The 17,731-nt window shown below is 69.7% G+C and carries 19 protein-coding genes; 3 read left to right on the top strand and 16 right to left on the bottom strand.

Features of this window, described 5'->3' with window-relative positions:
- Window positions 1–40 precede the first annotated feature (40 nt).
- Entirely contained in the window at window positions 41–496 is a 456-nt protein-coding gene (locus tag ABD264_RS07030; protein ID WP_144940819.1) for a PLD nuclease N-terminal domain-containing protein, read from the top strand.
- Window positions 497–638: 142 nt separating this feature from the next.
- Here ABD264_RS07030 and ccsB read toward each other — a convergent pair whose 3' ends face one another.
- The 11 genes from ccsB to ABD264_RS06975 form a co-directional block, all read right to left on the bottom strand.
- Window positions 639–1,784, bottom strand: coding sequence for a c-type cytochrome biogenesis protein CcsB (ccsB, locus tag ABD264_RS07025; RefSeq protein ID WP_260983262.1), 1,146 nt, complete (start codon window positions 1,782–1,784; stop codon window positions 639–641).
- Between the two features lie 4 nt (window positions 1,785–1,788).
- Window positions 1,789–3,468, bottom strand: coding sequence for a cytochrome c biogenesis protein ResB (gene resB, locus ABD264_RS07020; RefSeq protein ID WP_344205148.1), 1,680 nt, complete (start codon window positions 3,466–3,468; stop codon window positions 1,789–1,791).
- Complete coding sequence (locus ABD264_RS07015; RefSeq protein WP_126874503.1) at window positions 3,465–4,223, bottom strand: cytochrome c biogenesis CcdA family protein; 759 nt, start codon at window positions 4,221–4,223, stop codon at window positions 3,465–3,467. Before ABD264_RS07015 ends, resB begins: the two co-directional genes overlap by 4 nt.
- Entirely contained in the window at window positions 4,220–4,852 is a 633-nt protein-coding gene (locus ABD264_RS07010) for a TlpA family protein disulfide reductase (protein ID WP_425554297.1), read from the bottom strand. Before ABD264_RS07010 ends, ABD264_RS07015 begins: the two co-directional genes overlap by 4 nt.
- Before the next feature lie 41 nt (window positions 4,853–4,893).
- Window positions 4,894–5,565, bottom strand: coding sequence for a histidine phosphatase family protein (locus ABD264_RS07005; RefSeq protein WP_295108230.1), 672 nt, complete (start codon window positions 5,563–5,565; stop codon window positions 4,894–4,896).
- Between the two features lie 57 nt (window positions 5,566–5,622).
- Complete coding sequence (locus ABD264_RS07000; RefSeq protein ID WP_144940831.1) at window positions 5,623–5,943, bottom strand: glutaredoxin family protein; 321 nt, start codon at window positions 5,941–5,943, stop codon at window positions 5,623–5,625.
- Between the two features lie 125 nt (window positions 5,944–6,068).
- Window positions 6,069–6,167: a 30S ribosomal protein bS22 gene (locus ABD264_RS06995; RefSeq protein ID WP_005504750.1), complete on the bottom strand. Its 99-nt coding sequence runs from the start codon at window positions 6,165–6,167 to the stop codon at window positions 6,069–6,071.
- A gap of 151 nt (window positions 6,168–6,318) precedes the next feature.
- A complete protein-coding gene (locus ABD264_RS06990; RefSeq protein ID WP_244944722.1) occupies window positions 6,319–7,161 on the bottom strand; it encodes a FadR/GntR family transcriptional regulator in 843 nt (280 codons plus the stop codon).
- A gap of 88 nt (window positions 7,162–7,249) precedes the next feature.
- Window positions 7,250–8,590, bottom strand: coding sequence for an NADP-specific glutamate dehydrogenase (gene gdhA / locus ABD264_RS06985; protein ID WP_094395057.1), 1,341 nt, complete (start codon window positions 8,588–8,590; stop codon window positions 7,250–7,252).
- A 39-nt stretch (window positions 8,591–8,629) separates the two neighbouring features.
- The gene (locus tag ABD264_RS06980) at window positions 8,630–9,655 is read right to left on the bottom strand and encodes a metalloregulator ArsR/SmtB family transcription factor (RefSeq protein ID WP_344205143.1); all 1,026 of its coding nucleotides are present in this window, start codon (window positions 9,653–9,655) and stop codon (window positions 8,630–8,632) included.
- Between the two features lie 109 nt (window positions 9,656–9,764).
- Window positions 9,765–10,976, bottom strand: coding sequence for an acetoin utilization protein AcuC (locus ABD264_RS06975; RefSeq protein WP_055084408.1), 1,212 nt, complete (start codon window positions 10,974–10,976; stop codon window positions 9,765–9,767).
- Window positions 10,977–11,122: 146 nt separating this feature from the next.
- On the opposite strand from ABD264_RS06975, the gene ABD264_RS06970 reads away from it, so the two are divergent.
- Together ABD264_RS06970 and ABD264_RS06965 are read left to right on the top strand one after the other, a co-directional pair.
- On the top strand, window positions 11,123–12,568 hold the full coding sequence (locus tag ABD264_RS06970) for a TrkH family potassium uptake protein (RefSeq protein ID WP_144940834.1): 1,446 nt from the start codon (window positions 11,123–11,125) through the stop codon (window positions 12,566–12,568).
- Complete coding sequence (locus ABD264_RS06965) at window positions 12,561–13,229, top strand: potassium channel family protein (RefSeq protein WP_144940837.1); 669 nt, start codon at window positions 12,561–12,563, stop codon at window positions 13,227–13,229. The genes ABD264_RS06970 and ABD264_RS06965 overlap by 8 nt, the downstream gene beginning before the upstream one ends.
- A gap of 140 nt (window positions 13,230–13,369) precedes the next feature.
- Here ABD264_RS06965 and ABD264_RS06960 read toward each other — a convergent pair whose 3' ends face one another.
- The 5 genes from ABD264_RS06960 to ABD264_RS06940 all read right to left on the bottom strand — a co-directional run bounded on the left by ABD264_RS06960 (window position 13,370) and on the right by ABD264_RS06940 (window position 17,651).
- The gene (locus tag ABD264_RS06960) at window positions 13,370–14,455 is read right to left on the bottom strand and encodes a carboxylate-amine ligase (protein WP_186367237.1); all 1,086 of its coding nucleotides are present in this window, start codon (window positions 14,453–14,455) and stop codon (window positions 13,370–13,372) included.
- Between the two features lie 43 nt (window positions 14,456–14,498).
- Window positions 14,499–15,338: a pyrroline-5-carboxylate reductase gene (gene proC / locus ABD264_RS06955; protein ID WP_144940843.1), complete on the bottom strand. Its 840-nt coding sequence runs from the start codon at window positions 15,336–15,338 to the stop codon at window positions 14,499–14,501.
- Between the two features lie 143 nt (window positions 15,339–15,481).
- A complete protein-coding gene (locus tag ABD264_RS06950) occupies window positions 15,482–15,847 on the bottom strand; it encodes a GNAT family N-acetyltransferase (protein ID WP_344205139.1) in 366 nt (121 codons plus the stop codon).
- Window positions 15,844–16,674, bottom strand: coding sequence for a sugar phosphate isomerase/epimerase family protein (locus tag ABD264_RS06945; protein WP_344205137.1), 831 nt, complete (start codon window positions 16,672–16,674; stop codon window positions 15,844–15,846). The genes ABD264_RS06950 and ABD264_RS06945 overlap by 4 nt, the downstream gene beginning before the upstream one ends.
- Window positions 16,671–17,651 carry a Ppx/GppA family phosphatase gene (locus ABD264_RS06940; RefSeq protein WP_290499248.1) on the bottom strand — a complete coding sequence of 327 codons (981 nt, stop codon included), beginning with the start codon at window positions 17,649–17,651 and terminating at the stop codon, window positions 16,671–16,673. Before ABD264_RS06940 ends, ABD264_RS06945 begins: the two co-directional genes overlap by 4 nt.
- Window positions 17,652–17,731: the final 80 nt, after the last annotated feature.

Below are 17,731 nucleotides of genomic sequence, written 5' to 3'. Positions count from 1 at the left end.
CGGTGAGTGCACGGGTGGCCACTCCCCTAAGATGATCGGCATGGGCAGGGCAATTATGATCATCGGAGCGGGCGCACTGGCCGTGGGCGTCATCATCTACGCGCTCATCGGGTGCGCGCAGTCGCAGCGTTACGACGTGCGGTCGCTGCCCAAGTGGGCGTGGATGCTGGTGATCCTCCTGCTCCCGGTGGTCGGCGCCGTCCTCTGGCTGCTCTTCGGCCGCCCCCGCGCGGACGAAGCAGTCCGCGAGGCCCAGCGCGGCCGCGGACCCGATGACGACCCCCAGTTCCTGCGCAACCTCGAGGAGCGCCGCAGGCAGCAGGAGCAGGCCCGCCGACTGCAGGACTGGGAGAACGAGCTCAAGCGCACGGGCCGAGCCCCCGGTGCCCGCCCCGTGGTGGACGAGCCCCTGGACCCCATGGACCCCCGCTACGGAGGAACAGACGGCACCCCTCCGGATCCGCAGGACCCGGCCCCGGGAGCGCCGGAGAAGTAGTCCCCGGCACCGTCCCACCACGTGGGAGAGCCCGCCTCCGCAACAGTGTGCGGAAGCGGGCTCTCCGTGTGTGTGACGGACGCGGGCGGCGTCGTCCTCGCAAGGACGCGCCGGGCGCCCGGCGGTCACAGGCCGCGAGGACTCACAGCCCCGAGTAGGAGTGCAGGCCCGGGAACAGCGTGTTGACCACGGTGAAGTTGAAGACCACGCACATGTACCCGGCGATCGCGAGCCACGCGGAGCGGTTGCCGTTCCAGCCGCGGGTCACGCGCGCGTGCATGTAGGCCGCGTAGACGGTCCACACCACGAAGGTCCAGACCTCTTTGGTGTCCCAGCCCCAGAACCGGCCCCAGGCCTGGTCCGCCCAGATGGCACCGGCCGCCAGGGTAAAGGTCCAGAACACGAAGCCCACGGAGTTCAGCCGGAACGCGAAGTTCTCGAGCGTCACGGAGCTGGGGACCGCGCGCAGGAAGCCCATGCGGGACTCCTGTCCGAGGGCAAGGCGCTTCTCGCGGCGGGACTGCAGCAGCTGCAGCACGGCCATGGCGAACGTGATGGTGAAGATGCCGGAGGCGGCCACCGCGATGGAGACGTGGATGATGAGCCAGTAGGACTGCAGCGCCGGCTGCAACGGGGAGACCGGGGTGGGGAACGCGATCGTCGCCAGGCACAGCATGATGAGCACGAGACCGGAGACCATGGGCCCCACGAAGCGCAGGTCCTTGAAGATCAGCGTCACCAGGTACACGCCCGCGACCACCATGGCGCCGGTGCTGCAGAACTCGTACATGTTGGCCCACGGCACCCGGTCCGCGGCCACGCCGCGGGAGACCACCGCGAAGACGTGCAGCGCGAAGGCGATGACCATGAGCATCACAGCCACGCGGGCCGCCGGGCGACGCGCGCCCTTCGTGTAGTTCAGGGCCTCGAACTCGCCCGCACCCTTCGTGGAGCTCTCCGCAGAGGTGCGGAACTCGCCCGGGGCGCCCAGCTCGGCAGTGCGAGCGGACGCGGCGCCTTCTTCGGCGGAACCACTCACGGTGGCCGAGGACCCCGCACCAGCGGAGGCCGCAGCCTTGCTCGACGCGCCAACCCCCACGAGCTCGCGGGAGTCCCGCTCGGCGGCGGCCCGCTTCCGGGCGCGCTCCTCCTCCCTCAGTCCGAGGGTCTTGGAGTGGGAGGCCATGTCCCACACGAACGCCACGAAGACCACCATGTAGGTCATCGCGGCCAGGAGCATGAACCACTCGCTCCAGTTGCCCAAGGTCACATTGATGTCGCTGCCCATTGCCTCACGCCTTATCCGACGATTTCAGGTGGTACTCCCGCACTCCGCGGTCCTCCCACAGTGACGTCCACAGAGCCGTCAGTTTCTCCGCCTCCGCGCCGAGGCGGTGGTCCTCGCCGCGCGCCAGAAGTCCGTACTCCAGAACAGTACACCGGACACCCTGGGCGTCCTCGGCCTCCGTGGCCCGCACCCAGGCCCTGCGGCGTGCGATGAACAGGCTCATGATGAGCCCGCCGAACGCCACCAGGAAGGAGACGAACGCGGGGATCCGCCCGGGATCACTGTGCACGTCCAGGCCCACGTAGCGCTTGACGTCCAGGAACTCGATGCTGCCGTTTCCGTCCGGGAGGTCCACCTTCCGGTGCTGGCCGTCCAGCAGGATGGGCCCGTTGGAGCTGGACATCGAGTTCAGCTCCTTGAGCCCCTGGGTGTCCAGCACGTAGACGTTCTGCGGCTGGCCGCCGTCCAGTCCCAGGTCCCCGGTGTAGGAGGAGAGGATCAGTGCGGGGTTGTTCAGTGCGGGGTCCACGGACTTGGGGATCGAACCGTCCTGGGACACCGCCGTCGGAAGCAGCAGCCCCACGAAGCCGAGCTGGTCCGGGCGCGCGTCCGGGACCTTCAGTGTCAGGGAGGACGTGTAGACGGAGTCGGAGGGGACCGTGACCACGGGACCCTCGTAGGCGACGTCTCCGTTGCCGTCCTTCACCCGGATCACCGGGGCGTAGCCGTTGCCCACCAGGTACACCTTGGTGCCGTCCACGTTCAGCGGCTTGTTGACCGCGAGGTTCACGTCCTGCGGGGTGGCCCCGGGCGAGTCCCTGACGGTGAGGTCCGCGTTGAAGTCGGTGGGCTGGCCGTAGTGGTCCGGGTCCGCGGTGTCCCGGTTGAAGGTGGCCTCGAACGAGTTCAGGGTGACCGAGAACGGGTTGAGCCAGTCCGCGTTGAAGTTGGTGCCCGGGTTGAAGGAGTCGTAGTCCACGAGGGTGTTCACGAAAGACTCCCCCTCCACGATCACCTTCTGCCCCTTGTACCCGAACAGCGAGCCGGCGGCCACGGAGATCAGCACGCCCAGCAGCGCCACGTGGAAGAGGATGTTGCCCACTTCCTTGAGCATCCCCCGCTCGGCCGCGACCGACGGCGCCCCGGTGCCGAGGTCCTGCACCTGCACCCGGTAGCCTCGCTTCTTCAGGGCGGCCGCAGCCTGCTCGATCGCGTTGTCCGGGGTGGGTGCCTCGGCGCCGTCACGCCCGCCCAGCATGACCCTGCGGTACTGGGGCAGCCGCGAGATCCGGCGCGGAGTGCGCGGCGGCTTGGAGCGCCACGCCTTGAAGTGCTGCAACGCCCGCGGGATCACGCAGCCCACCAGGGAGATGAACAGCAGCAGGTAGATCGCGGAGAACCAGTAGGAGGAGAAGACGTCGAAGAGCTGGAACCGGTCGAGCCAGGGCCCCATCACGGGGTTCGCCTTGATGTAGTCGGCCACGGCGTCCGGATCCTGCACGCGCTGCGGGAAGAGCGAGCCCGGGACCGCCGCGATCGCGAGCAGCAGCAGCAGCACGAGTGCCGTGGACATCTTGGTCAGCTGCCGCCACGCCCAGCGCGCCATGCCCACGGGCCCCAGTGCGGGAACCTCCACGGACGTGCGATGCTCCTTCCGCTCACGCGGTGTTGGCGCCTTGGTCATATCGGCATCACCCAATCGGTTACGAATTCGGACTGGACCCAGGACACCAGCGCCGACCACACACCCGTGGCCATGGCCAGCCCGATGAGGACGAGCACCCCGCCACCGATGCGCTGCAGGGTGAGGCGGTGGCGGCGGAAGAAGGACATGGCGCCCATCCCGTGGCGCAGCGCGAGGGCGATGAGCACGAAGGGGACTCCGAGACCCAGGCAGTAGGCGGCAGTGAGGACCACAGCTTTGCCGGTCGAGGCGCCGTCCACGTAGGCCAGGGCCTGCACGGCCGCGAACGTGGGGCCGATGCACGGCGCCCAGCCGAGGCCGAAGGTCATGCCCAGCAGGGGCGCACCCCACAGTCCCGGCGGCGGGCGGCGCTCGATCTTGCGGTCCCGCTGGAACCAGGAGAGGCCGCCCAGGAAGACGATGCCCATGAGCACCACGAGCAGCCCGAGCACCACCATGATCCAGCGCTGCCCCAGGAACCATGCAAACGCACCGAGTTGGGCGAGCACGACGGACATCACCACGAAGACCAGCGAGAACCCCAGCACGAAGAGCACCACGCCCGTGAGCACCCGCCCGCGCCGCTGCTCCCGCAGGTCCGCGCCGGTGAGACCGGTGACGTAGCCCAGGTAGCCGGGAACCAGGGGCAGCACACACGGTGAGGCGAAGGAGACGAAGCCCGCGAGCAGTGCCACGGGCAACGCAGCAATCAGGGAGCCGTCGAGGATGACCTCGGCGAAGGGATTGCCGTTCATGCGGTCTCGGCCACCGTGTCCTTGATCAGCGCGTCCAGCGTGGACTTGTCCGCCTTGCCCAGCACGCGGGCGGCCACCCGGCCCTTGGAGTCGAGCACCAGCGTGGTGGGCACGGCCTGCGGCGGGACGTAGTCGCTCAGGGCGAGCAGCACCGCGCCGTTGAGGTCGCTCGCGGAGGGGTAGTCCACCCCGAAGTTGCGCTCGAACGCCTCCGCGGTGGCGCGCTGGTCGCGCAGGTTCACACCCAGGAACTGTGCCTGGTCCTTGTACTCGCCGTGCAGGGCCACGAGGTCCGGGGCCTCAGCGCGGCACGGCGCGCACCCGGCGTACCAGAAGTTCACGACGGCGGGCCTGCCCCGCAGGCTCTCGGCCGTCACCGAACTGCCGTCGAACATCTCGGCGTCGAAGGCCACCGGCTCACCGCGGTCCGCGGGCGCGTACTCGCTCACGGAGCCGTCCCCGGCCACGTAGCCCTTGTCGCCCCCGGCGTTCGCCTGCTGCGCCAGGTTGTCGTCGGTCGTGGAGCAGCCCGCGAGCGCGAGGCCCAGCGCGGCCACCACGGCCACCAGCCCCGTGCGCGCACGGACTCGTGCGGCAGGGCGGGAGGGCGAGCGGAACAGAGGATTCACGGGGACAGCACCTGAGGAAAGGTCGAGGGATGGGACACCGATTATGAGCCGGGAAGCTGATTGACGCCTGAATACAGATGTGCTGCGGGCTCGCTGTAGGACACGCCGGGCACCCCGGGGCGGTCGACGTCGTCGAAGGTCAGGGACGTCAGCGAGGCCAGGTTGCATTCCCGGCGGCGCGGGTCGTGGGGCAGCGGACGACCTTCCGCGCAGAGCCGGGTGAGCCAGATCGGCAGCTGGTGGGAGACGGCCACTGCCTGGGCGCCGTCGCCCCCGCGGCGCGCGGCCTCCCGCGCGATCTCGCGGACGGCCTCGGTCATGCGCTGCACCTGGCTGCGGTAGGGCTCGCCCCAGGAGGGGCGCAGCGGGTTGAGCATGAACGGCCAGTGCTGAGGCTTGGCCAGTTCGCGCCCGGTCACGTGCAGGCCCTCGAAGTGGTTGGCCGGCTCGATCAGCCGCTCGTCCGTGTGCACGTCCAGGCCGAGCTCGCGGGCCACCGGGGCGGCGGTCTCGCGGGTGCGGGTCAGGGGCGACGCCGCGAGGTGCACGATCCGCTCCCCGCCCTGGACGCGCCGGGCCAGCTCGGCTGCGGCGGCCTCGGCCATCCGGGCGCCCTTCTCGGACAGGTGGAAGTCCGGCAGTCGTCCGTAGACCACGTGCTCGGGATTGTGGACCTCGCCGTGGCGCAGGAGGTGGACGGTCGCTGAAGGCATGTCTCCAGTGTCTCAAAAGCCCTGGGAACGCCCCAATCCGTGAGCCCGCTGGACGGTTCAGGAGAGCACGGCGCGCAACCGGTCGGCGTCCACCCGGAGGCGGTCCCAGGCCACACCGTCCACGAAGACGACGGGCACGTGCTCGCCGTAGTCCCGCAACAGGTCCGGGTCTGCCGTGACGTCCCGCTCCTCGTAGCCGCTGCCCGTCTCCGCGCACACGGCCACCACGATCTCTCGCGCGTCCTCGCACAGGTGGCAGCCCGGCCTGCCCAGCAGGGTCACAGTGTGCGCGGGGGGCTTCCGGGTCCAGTCGACGCCGGACAGCAGCGGAGCCCGACGCCGCACGAGTTCTGAGGGGGCGGGGTGTTCTGAGGACATGGCGCCCATGCTACGCACCGCGGGCAGGGCGCGGGCGGCGTCGTGCCCGGACCTCGCCCTGCACACCCAGGCACGACGAAGGCCCCGTTCCCGGTGAGGAACGGGGCCTGTCACGAGGCGCGCGACTACTTCTTGTTGCGGCGCTGGTGACGAGTCTTGCGAAGCAGCTTGCGGTGCTTCTTCTTGGACATGCGCTTGCGGCGCTTCTTGATGACCGAACCCATAGGATCCCTCACAGTTGTCTGGACAGTGGTGTTTGCGTGGAGCGGCGCCGGAGCACCGCACCGCCCCTGGAACTCAGGGGCAACTTCCGATGAACGGCAAACTATCGCCCCACCCTACCGCCTGACCCCGTTCCGCTGGAAAACGGGCACCTCAGGCGCTGGCGCGGTGGGTGTCGTCAAGGCCGCCGACGTCGTCCGGGTCGCCGGGCTCGGCCGTCGCCTTGGTCCCGCGGATCGTCGCAGGCCTGCGGCGCGAACGGCCCTTGCGCTCGAGCGGGCGGGGCTCGGCCGGAGTCGCCCGGGCGTCCCCCGGATCCACCCCCGCCTCCTCGTACTGGTAGGCGATGTGCTCCGCCACGAGCCGCGCCGCGAGCGTACGGTCCCCCGCCTCCAGCGCACACACGATCGCGCGGTGCTCCGCCCGGATGCGGCTGGACGTGGTGGACCACAGCGGCACGTGGCCCACCAGAGCCATCGTGTACTCGTAGATGGAGTCCCGTAGCGCTGTGAACAGGGCCACGTTCACCGCGTTGCCTGATGACTTCACGAGTGCGATGTGGAAGCTCACGTAGAGGTCGTGGAACTGCTTGAGACCGAGGTCCTCCCGGTCCATCTGTTCCATGATCCCCAGCAGCTCCTCGCGGGGCACGCTGCGCTGCTCGGCGTTCTCCAGCGACGCCGTCTCCAGGAGCACCCGCGTGCGCACGATGTCCCGCAGCGGGTGCTCGGACGTGGCCATGTGCAGCTGCAGCGCCGGGCCCGCGGAGGCAGCCGGTTCACGCACCAGGATGGGCAGGATACTGCGGTGCTGGCCCTCGAAGAGCTTGACGATGCCCTGGGCCTCCAGGATCTTCAGCGTCTCGCGCATGGAGCTGCGAGAGACGCGGAAGATCGCGGCCAGGTCCTTGTCAGTGGGCAACCGCTGACCCAGTACCAGGTGTCCGTCGAACAGCTCGTTCTCGAGCCACTGCAGAACCTCTCGATGCGTTGCCATGATCCCTACCCTAAACTCGGGGGCGGTCCGACGGCGTCATGGCGCCGCCGAACCGCCGTAGAGCCCCGCTGTGGGGACGAATGTTTCCTCAGATGATCCCCTGCGCCACCATGGCGCGGGCAACCTTGATGAACCCCGAGATGTTCGCACCGGCCACGTAGTTGCCGGGCATGCCGAACTCGTCGGCCGTCCCGGCGCAGCGGTCGTGGATGCCGCGCATGATCTCCTGCAACCGCTGCTGCGTGTAGTCGAAGCTCCACGAGTCCCGGGACGCGTTCTGCTGCATCTCCAGCGCGGAGGTGGCCACACCGCCGGCGTTGGCGGCCTTGCCGGGCGCGAAGAGCACGTCAGACTCCTGGAACAGGTGCACGGCCTCCGTGGTGCTGGGCATGTTGGCACCCTCCGCCACGGCCACCACACCGTTCTCCAGCAGCCGCTTGGCCTGGCGGCCGTTGAGTTCGTTCTGGGTGGCGCACGGCAGCGCGACCGTTGCGGGGACGTCCCACACGGAGCCGTCCGTGACCAGGCGGGCACTGGGGCCCCGGCGCTCGGCGTACTCGCTGATGCGGGCGCGCTCCACCTCCTTGACCTGCTTGAGCAGCTCGAGGTCGATGCCCTTGGAGTCCACCACGTAGCCGCTGGAGTCCGAGGCGGTCAGCGCCTTGGCGCCCAGTGCCTGCGCGCGCTCGATCGCGTAGATCGCCACGTTGCCGGAGCCGGAGACGATCACGTCCCGGCCCTCAAGGTCCAGACCGCGGGTCTTGAGCATCTCCTCGGCGAACATCACGGCGCCGTAGCCGGTGGCTTCGGTGCGCACGAGCGAACCGCCCCAGGACAGCCCCTTGCCGGTGAGCACACCGGACTCGTAGCGGTTGGTGATCCGCTTGTACTGGCCGAAGAGGTAGCCGATCTCACGCCCGCCCACGCCGATGTCGCCGGCAGGGACGTCCGTGTACTCGCCGATGTGGCGGTACAGCTCCGTCATGAAGGACTGGCAGAAGCGCATGATCTCCGCGTCGCTGCGACCCGACGGGTCGAAGTCCGAGCCGCCCTTGCCGCCGCCGATGGGCATGCCCGTGAGGGCATTCTTGAAGATCTGCTCGAAGCCCAGGAACTTCACGATGCCCAGGTACACGGAGGGGTGGAAGCGCAACCCGCCCTTGTACGGACCCAGAGCGGAGTTGAACTCCACGCGGAAGCCCCGGTTGATGTGCACCTTGCCCTTGTCGTCCGTCCACGGCACCCGGAAGATGATCTGGCGCTCGGGCTCGCAGATGCGCTCCACGATGGCGGAGTCCAGCAGGTCCGGGTAGCGGGCCACCACCGGTCCCAGCGACTCGAAGACCTCGTCCACGGCCTGGTGGAACTCGGCCTCACCCGGGTTGCGCGCCGTGACGATCTGTCGGATGGGGATCAGTTTCTCGTGCATGTCTCTCCTGCCGTCTTGGAATCTCTCGCGGATGACCACTCAGTCGCGGCGTGTGCCACGACCACGGCGCCGGAGTCCCGTCAGGGTGGACAGCAGACCGCTCTGACGGCGGTGCGCTCCCCCGCGCGGCCGAAGCTGCTCGGCGTTCTCACTCGTGAACACCTCCGGGGAGGTGGTGCGGGGCGCGACGTCGCGGGGTTCGGCACCGTCCGCAGCCTCGAGCTGGGCGGCCGGCGCGGCGTGGACATCAGTGTCCAGGGTATCCCCTGTGACCTGCGACTCTCCCTGCTCAACCTCCTCCTCCGGTCCCGGGGAGCCCTCTCCGCTCTCGGCCTCCGCCGCGTCGACGGCATCCCGCGCCTCGTCCGCCGCCGCGGAATCCCGGGCGGTTTCCCCCGTCCCGGCATCCTCGGCGGCCTCCTCGCCGTCAGGCTCGACGACGTCGCCCTCGTCCTTTTCCGTGATTTCCGTCACCCGCGCGGTGAACCAGGGCAGCGCTCGCTCGTCCGGTTCCGCCCGGAGCGGGGCGGCGTCGGTGGTCCCGGCACGGGAGGCCTCGTTGGCAGAGGCGGTGACCGCGTCGTCGTCGCTCTCGGCCGATTGGGCGGCCACCGGCTCGGTCTCGGGGGCGGAGCCATCCGCCTCCGGATCGTGCGCGACGTCCTCGACACCGGCCGCGTCGTCGTCGCCCTCCGGGGCCCCCGGATCCATCTCCGCGGCAGGAGCTGCGGTGGGGCGCGGCGCTGCGGGTTCCGTCTGCTGAGCCTGCTCCACCTGCGGGTCCTGCTCCGCCGGCCCGGTGGCGGCTGCGGCGATCAGGGTCTCAACCCAGTCCACGACCTCGGTGAGCGGCTGCGCCGTCAGGCTGTAGAAGCGCTTCTGCCCTTGCGGGCGCGTTCCGACCATCCCGGCGTCGCGCAGCACCTTCAGGTGCTTGGAGACCGTGGGCTGGGAGACCTGCAGCTCGGTGACCAGCTCGCCCACGGGTCGCGGACCACCGCGCAGGGCCTCGAGGATGCGCCGCCGCGTGACGTCGGACAGAGCGGAATATGCGTCGTGGGACATAGGAAACACCTTAGACGGGTGGCCTGGTCAGGCCCCAATCCGCGGCGGCCCCGGGCCTCGGGCCCGTCCTTCCGGAGCTCGGTCCCACCGGGGTCAGCGGTGGCAGGAATCAGTCGTACCAGGGGTCCAGTCCCCAGTGCGGGAAGACCTCCCTGCGGGTGGCCATGATGCTGCGGTCGGTCTCGTCGTTGGGGTCGTAGCCGATCTCCCACGAGCGCCACCACAGGTCCACCTCGTCCCCCATGATTTCCGGAGGGTTCCCGCCGTACTTCTCCACCATGTAGCTGCGCCAGTCCTGCGGCACGGGTGTGGTGACCGCCACCGGGTGACCCGCGGCCACGCCTACGAGGTGCGCCCAGCCCCGGGGAACGGCGTCGTGGCAGTCGTACCCGCCCCCGCCCGTGGCGATCCACCGCCCTTCGCACAGCTCGGCGGCCAGTTCCGACATGGCCAGGGCGATCTGCCGCTGACCGTCCACGCTCACGCGCAGGTGGGTCAGCTCGTCATGGAAGTGGGAGTCGCAACCGTGCTGGGAGACGATCACCTCCGGACGGAACTCCCGGGCGATCGGCGGCACCACGGCGTCGAACGCCCGCAGCCACTGGGAGTCGTCCGAGCGCGTGGGCATGGCCACGTTCACCGAGGTGCCGGCGGCCTCCCCCGTGCCGATCTCGTTGGCGAAGCCGGAGCCGGGGAACAGGGCGAGACCCGTCTCGTGCAGGGAGATGGTCATGACCCGGGGGTCGTCGTAGAAGATCGACTGGGTGCCGTCCCCGTGGTGGCCGTCCACGTCCACGTAGAGCACCCGGTTCACCCCGCTGTCCAGCAGGTACTGGATGGCCACCGCGCAGTCGTTGTACACGCAGAAGCCGGAGGCCCTGTCCGCGGCCGCGTGGTGCATGCCACCGCTGAAGTTCACGGCGTGCACGGCCTTTCCGCTGAGCAGGTCCATCGCGCCCTGGTAGCTGCCGCCCACCAGACGGGCACTGGACTCGTGGATGCCCTCGTAGCCCGGTGTGTCCTCGGTTCCCAAACCGCTCTCCGGGATCTGCCGCGTGGGGTCCTCCGAGACCGCGCGCACGGACTGCACGTACTTCTTGGTGTGCACGAGCTCCAGGACGCTGTCATCCGGGACCTCCGGCACCGTGACCCTGACGTTCTCCGCGGTGTCCAGGCCCAGGCTCTGCACCAGGCGCATGGTGGCGTCCAGACGCGTGGGGCTCATGGGGTGGTAGTCCCCGAAGTTGTAGCTGAGCAGCTGGGGATCCCAGTAGACACTGGTGGGGACGGCGGCGTCTTTGCCAGATGTTGCAGAGGTCACAAACCCATTAGAACACTCGGGAACCGGGGGGTGTCGTGGCAGCGCGCCACATCGGGGGATACTGGCACATGTTGCGTCCCGCAACCCTCCCGGTCCGCACGACCAGTGAGGCCGGAGCACAGTGACGATTCCACTGAGGAGGTGCAGTGAGCGAGCTCGAGCAGCCGCACGCCGTCGACGAGTCCTCCTCGCAGGCCCCCGATGCGGAACCCTTCACCACGCGCGCCGCACGCGGTGTCCGCGACTTCGTCGACCAGATCGCGAACTCCTCCCCAGCCCGTCTCGCCGTCATCGTCTTCGTCATCGTGGACCTCGGTTTCGCACTGCTGCTGTGGCTCCCGGTGGCCGCCAAGCACGGGCAGGACACTGACTTCGTGGACGCCGTCTTCACCGCGACCTCCGCCGTGACCGTCACCGGGCTGACGACCGTGTCCACCGCGGCGCAGTGGTCCCTGTTCGGCCAGGTCGTGATCCTCGTGGCCATCCAGGTGGGTGGCCTGGGCACCCTGACGCTGACCTCGATCCTGGCTCTCGCCATCGGGCGCAAACTCGGGCTGAAGTCCAAGCTCATCACTCAGGAGGCCCTGAACATCGGGCGCCTCGGAGAGGTTGGCTCGCTACTGCAGATCATCGTGATCACCTCCATCAGCATCGAGGCCGCACTGGCCGCGGTGCTCTCCATCGGCTTCCTCGCGGAGGGTGAGCCCCTGGGCACGGCCCTGTGGCACGGCGTCTTCTACGCGATCTCCAGCTTCAACAACGCCGGGTTCACCCCCCACACGGACGGCCTGGTGCCCTACGACCACGCGGGGCCCACCGCTTGGCTGATCCTGCTGCCCGTGTGCATCGGGGTGATCGTGGGCTCCCTGGGATTCCCCGTGATCCTCGTGCTGCGACAGGTGGGTTTCCGGTTCAACCGGTGGAACCTCAACGCCAAGCTCACCGTGGTCACCACGAGCATCCTGCTGGTGCTCGCGTGGCTGCTGTTCACGCTCGTCGAGTGGAGCAACCCGGCCACTCTGGGCAGGATGTCCACACCGGAACGCCTGTTCCAGGGGTTCTTCGCCTCCGTGATGATGCGCTCGGGGGGCTTCAACCTGGTGGACATGCCGGACACCTCACAGGTCACGCTGCTGCTCTCGGACGCCATGATGTTCGCCGGGGGCGGCTCGGCGTCCACGGCCGGCGGGATCAAGGTGACCACGCTCGCCGTCGTCTTCCTGGCCATCCTGGCCGAGGCGCGCGGCGACCAGTCCGTGATCGCCTTCTTCCGCACCATCCCCGACTCCGTCCTGCGCATCGCGATTTCCGTGATCATGATGGGGGCCTCGGTGGTGCTGCTGGGCTCGGCCGTGATGGTGGCACTGACGCACCTGCCGCTGGACCACGTGCTCTTCGAGGTGATCTCCGCCTACGCCACGTGCGGGCTGAGCACGGGGGTCTCGGCGGCGTCCCCGGACGCCGGCAAGATCGTGCTGTCCGTCATCATGCTCGTGGGGCGCATCGGCACCAACACGGTGGCCACCGCCCTGGCGCTGCGCTCGCGGCGCCGGCTGTACTCCTACCCGGAAGAGAGGCCGATCATTGGCTAAGAACTCCTCCCACTCCGCGCCCGTCCTGGTCGTGGGGCTCGGCCGCTTTGGCGCCGCCACCGCCCTGCAGCTCATCCAGCAGGGCCGCGAGGTGCTGGGCGTGGAACGGGACGCCGGGCTGGTGCAGAAGATGTCCGGGCAGCTCACCCACGTGGTGGAGGCCGAGGCCACGGACACGGACGCACTGCGCCAGATCGGCGCGGCGGAGTTCTCCTCCGCGGTGGTGGGCGTGGGCACGTCCATCGAGTCCTCCGTGCTGATCACCGCCAACCTGGTGGACCTGGGCATCGACCGGATCTGGGCCAAGGCCATCTCCCCGGCGCACGGCAAGATCCTCTCGCGCATCGGCGCACACCACGTGATCTACCCGGAGGCGGACGCGGGGCGGCGCACCGCACACCTGGTCTCCGGGCGCCTGCTGGACTACATCGAGTTCGACGACGACTTCGCGATCGTCAAGATGTACCCGCCCCGCGAGACCCAGGGCTTCACGCTGGGTGAGTCGGACATCCGCTCCAAGTACGGCGTGACCGTGGTGGGCGTGAAGTCCCCGGGCGAGGACTTCACCTACGCCCGCCCGGACACCACCGTGAGCTCCCGGGACCTGCTGATCGTCTCGGGCCACGTGGACCTCATCGAACGCTTCGCGGCGCGCCCGTAGCCCCGCCCGACGACGCCGCGTGGCCGCCTTCCCCGGGGCCCGGACGGTTCGCGGGGGCACCGGGCTCCTCGCGGCCGAGCGCACAGCGACGCACTCCGAGGAGTGGCCGCGCGTCGTCATCCCACACCGCGCCGCTGCGCTCAGCTGCGCGCCGTCATCGCCTCCGAGGCCATGGCCATCAGGCCCGGCAGCTCGCCCTGCGAGAAGGCGCGGCGCTGGCGGATGGCCCCGTTGCCGTTCCTGAGGATGCGGTGGATCCCGGACTCCGCGAAATCGCGGTCCGTTTCGCTGGTGTAGTACCCGCGGACCCGCTTCAGCAGGGACTCGATGAGTGCGTCCACGGGCACGGGACCGGCGGACTCCGGGTCCAGGACCCGCCCGCCCAGGCCCCAGCGGGCGGCCTGCCACAGGGCGATGTCCAGGTACTCCTGCGTGAACTGGATCTCCGGGGGATTCTCCAGCGCGTAGTTGCCGAGCGCGCGGATCAGCACAGCGATCGACACAGAGTCGCGGGCCTCGAGCTGGACGTCGCACGCCCGGATCTCCAAGGTGCCGTGGCGGTGCGAGAGCCGGGCCAGCCAGCTGAGGCTCGACGGGTTCTCGATCACGTCGAACGCGCTGAGCATGGCCACGCGCACCTCGTGGTCCTCGAGGTCCGTGAAGTGCGGGGGCACGCCGTTGGCCATCCAGCGGCGGTAGTGGATGGAGCGCCAGCTCTCGAACCCGGACTCCGCACCGCGCCACAGGGGTGAGTTGGCTCCGAGCGCCACGAGCGCGGGCAGCCAGCCGCGCAGGCCGTTGAGCGCCTGCACCGCAACCTCGAGGTCAGGAAAGCCCAGGTGCACGTGCAGACCGCTGATGTACTGGTCCGCGGCGATCGCCGGGGTCTGGAGCGAGTGGCGCTGGTAGCGCTCGTTCCAGGAGGGGTCCGCGGGCTCGGCGCGGATCTGCGGGGCGGAGGCCAGGCCCACGACGTCCATCCCCATGGGTGCGGCGGCGTCTTTCAGGGCCGTGCGGAACTCCACCAGCGAGTCCATGGCAGTGGCCGAGTCGTGAAAGATCGGGGAGGTCTCCTCGACCTGACACGCGAGCCACTCGGGGGTCGCGGACGCCCCTCCGGCCTCCAGCGTGGTCAGCTGCACGGACTGCTGCTGGGTGGGCCGCGCGGGCAGGTGGTCCTGCCCGTCCATGAGGAGGAACTCCTCCTCGATGCCGAACGTGCTCACGGTGCTGCCGCCTTCTCTCGTGGGATGGGCCGTGGCAGCCGACTCACTCGCCGCCGTACTCCTTCTCCATATCATCCCCCTTGGCGGCCGACGCCTCCGCCCCCGCCCGGATGATGTCGCGCAGCCCCTTCTCGTCGAACGTGGTGATCGCCTGTTCCGTGGTGCCGCCCGGACTCGTGACCGCCTGGCGCAGCGCCGCGGGATCGGCGTCCTGCGGGGCCAGGAGCACACCGGCGCCGGAGACCGTCTCCTTGGCGAGCACGCGCGCGGTCTCCGGGTCCAGCCCGAGGGCCTCACCCGCCTGCTGCATGGCCTCCGCGAGGTAGAACACGTACGCCGGGCCGGAGCCCGAGACACCCGTGACCGCGCGGATCAGGTTCTCGGGGACCTCCACCACGGTGCCCACGGCAGACAGGACGTCCTTGACGCCCGCGAGCTGCTCGTCCGAGGTGTGCTCCCCCGCCGTGACGGACAGCGCGCCGCGCCCCACGCTCGACGGCGTGTTGGGCATCGAGCGCACCACCGGCTGGCCCTCGGGCAGTGCCTTCTGCAGCGCGTCCACGGTGACGCCTGCGGCCACCGAGACCACCACGGTCTCCGGATCCAGCGCGGGGGCGACCTCCCGGGCGAGGTCCAGGATCGCGTACGGCTTCACGCCGAGCAGCACGATGTCCGCGCCCTGCACGGCCTGTGTGTTCGCGTCCTCGTTCTCCTCGCCCGCGAAGACGGTCACTCCGGTCTCCTCGCGCAGTTTCTCGGCTGACGACATCGAACGGGTCGTCGCCCGCACCTGCGCGGCGTCCGTGCCGCCCGCCAGCACGCCCCGAAGGATGGCGCCGTTCATGGATCCTGTGCCCAGGAAGGCCAGGGTGGTCTCGCTCATCTCAACAATCCTCTCGGTGCGCGACGCGCACTCCAGGGCCCACCTTTCGTGACCGGCCGGTGGGCCTGGGGCCGTCATGCTCGCGGTCTCGTCCATGACGCTATCGCGCGGCGCGCCCCGCCGCGACCTAGGTTCTCTTCCTCTCAGGCCTCCAGCGCCAGGTGCACGACCGGATAGGGGCGCCCGGCGTCGTCGGTCTCGTCGCGGCCGACCGGACAGAAGCCGTGGTGCTCGTAGAAGCCGCGTGCCCCGGGGTGCTGCCCGTTGACGTCCACCCGGGTCACGCCCTGGGTGGCGAGGACGTGCGTGAGCAGGGCGCCGTCCACACCGCTGCCCCGCTGGGATGCATCGACGAAGAGCATCTCCAGCCCGCCGTCGAGGGTTCCCGAGAACGCCACGGGCGTGCCGTCCCGCTCGGCCACCGTGAGCTGCACGACAGGGAAGTACTCCCCCTGGAGATGGGAGGCGGTCTCGTCCCGGTCCGCGGCCGCTGAGGAATCTGATGTCACGACGCGGTTCCTTCCACCGTCATGTGCCCCACCGTCATGTGCCGCCGCGCGAAGTCGAGGGACTCCGCGAGCCACTTGTCGCGCTGGTCCGTGTCCCGGGACTTGCGCGTAGAGACCTCCACACCCACCACGCCCTGCCAGCGCTGGTCGCGCAGGTACTGCAGCGTCTCGGCAACCGGCTGCACACCGTGGCCCGGCAGCAGGTGCTCGTCCGCGAGCGTCTCGCCAGAGCCGTCCGTGAGGTGCACGTGGCCCAGCCGCGGGCCGATCTCCTTGACCGCCGCGAGGGAGTCCATCTTCGCGGTGGCTGCGTGGGAGAAGTCCCACGTGACCCACTCGTAGTCCTGGCCCAGCGGGCTGTAGTGCGGTGAGTAGACCACTGCCTCCCGCCCGGCCACGCGCCACGGGTACATGTTCTCCACGGAGATCTTCGTGTCCGTCATGCGCGAGACCTCCCGGACGCCCGCCACGAAGTTCTTGGCGTACTTGCGCTGCCACCGGAAGGGCGGGTGCACCACCACCACCTCGGCGCCCACCTGGTGGGTGAGCTTCGCGGCCATCTGCACCTTGGTCCAGGCCTTGCCCCACACCTGCTGCGTGAACAGCAGCGTGGGCGCGTGGATCGTGGAGATGGGGATCTGGTACTTCTGGACGTTGTCCAGCAGCTGGTGCGTCAGCTGGCTCATGCGCTCGTGCGTCACGAGCACCTCCACGCTGTCGTAGCCCAGCCGCTGGGCCACCTCGAAGGTCTCGGGCACGCCCTGCGGGTAGAGAGAGCTCGTGGACAGCGCCACGTGCGGACGGTACTCGACGTTCTTCTCGCTCATGAACTGGTCACCAGGTCCTTCGGGTCGACGGTCTCGCTGGCGGAGTCCCGCACCAGCCGGTCCATGCGACGCAGGATCAGCCCCTCCCGCAGGGCCCACGGGGAGATCTGCAGGGTCTCGATCTTGAGCACGTCCATGGCGGTCTCCGCCACGATCGCGCCCGCGACCACCTGTGCGGCGCGCTGCACGGAGACCCCGGGCAGGTCCGCACGCTCGGTCACGGACATGGCCTCCATGCGCCGCGTCCACAGCCGGAGGTCCTCCAGGTGCATCACGCGCTGCACGTACGGGCCTTGGGCCGACGGCGCCGCACCGCAGATCCGGGCGAGGGAGCGGAACGTCTTGGACGTGCCCGCCACCAGGTTGGGGTGTCCCCCGGCCGCGATCCGGTCCGCCGCCGGGCGCAGCGTGGTCCGCACGTGCTTGCGCAGCGCCTTGAACTGAGCGGGAGAGGCCACGTCCGCTCCCGCGAGGTACGCGCGGTACAGCCGGCCGGCCCCCAGCGGCACTGAGGTGGCCACACTGGGCAGCGCGTTCGTGCCGATGGCCATCTCGAAGGAGCCGCCGCCGATGTCCAGGTCCAGGACCCGCCCCGCGCTCCAGCCGAACCAGCGGCGCACCGCGGAGAACGTGATGGCCGCCTCCTGGTCCCCGGAGAGCTCCGTGAGCGTGACGCCGGAGACCGACTGCACGTGCTCCAGCACCTCGGCACCGTTGGCGGCCTCACGGATGGCGGAGGTGGCGAAGGCCAGCAGGTCCTGCGCCCGGTGCTCCACGGCGAAGTCCCGCGCCTCCACCACGAACGCGGTCAGCAGGTCCCGGCCCTCGTCCGTGATCCGACCCAACTCGTCCTGGTGGTCCACCAGGCGCAGCGCCACCTTGTGGGACGCGTACGGCTCCGGGCGGGACCCGGGATAGACGTCCAGCAGCAGCAGGTGCACCGTGTTCGAGCCGACGTCCAGGACGGAGAGCCTCATGCTGTTCCTTCGCTTCGGTCGAGGGCGTGCGGACGCTCCCGTGAGCGGCCATGCCGGGGCCCGCCGTGCGACGGACCCCG

The organism is Kocuria salsicia (assembly GCF_039532055.1).
GTDB classification, from domain to species: domain Bacteria; phylum Actinomycetota; class Actinomycetes; order Actinomycetales; family Micrococcaceae; genus Kocuria; species Kocuria salsicia.
This window is presented reverse-complemented; position numbering and strand designations above follow the sequence as displayed.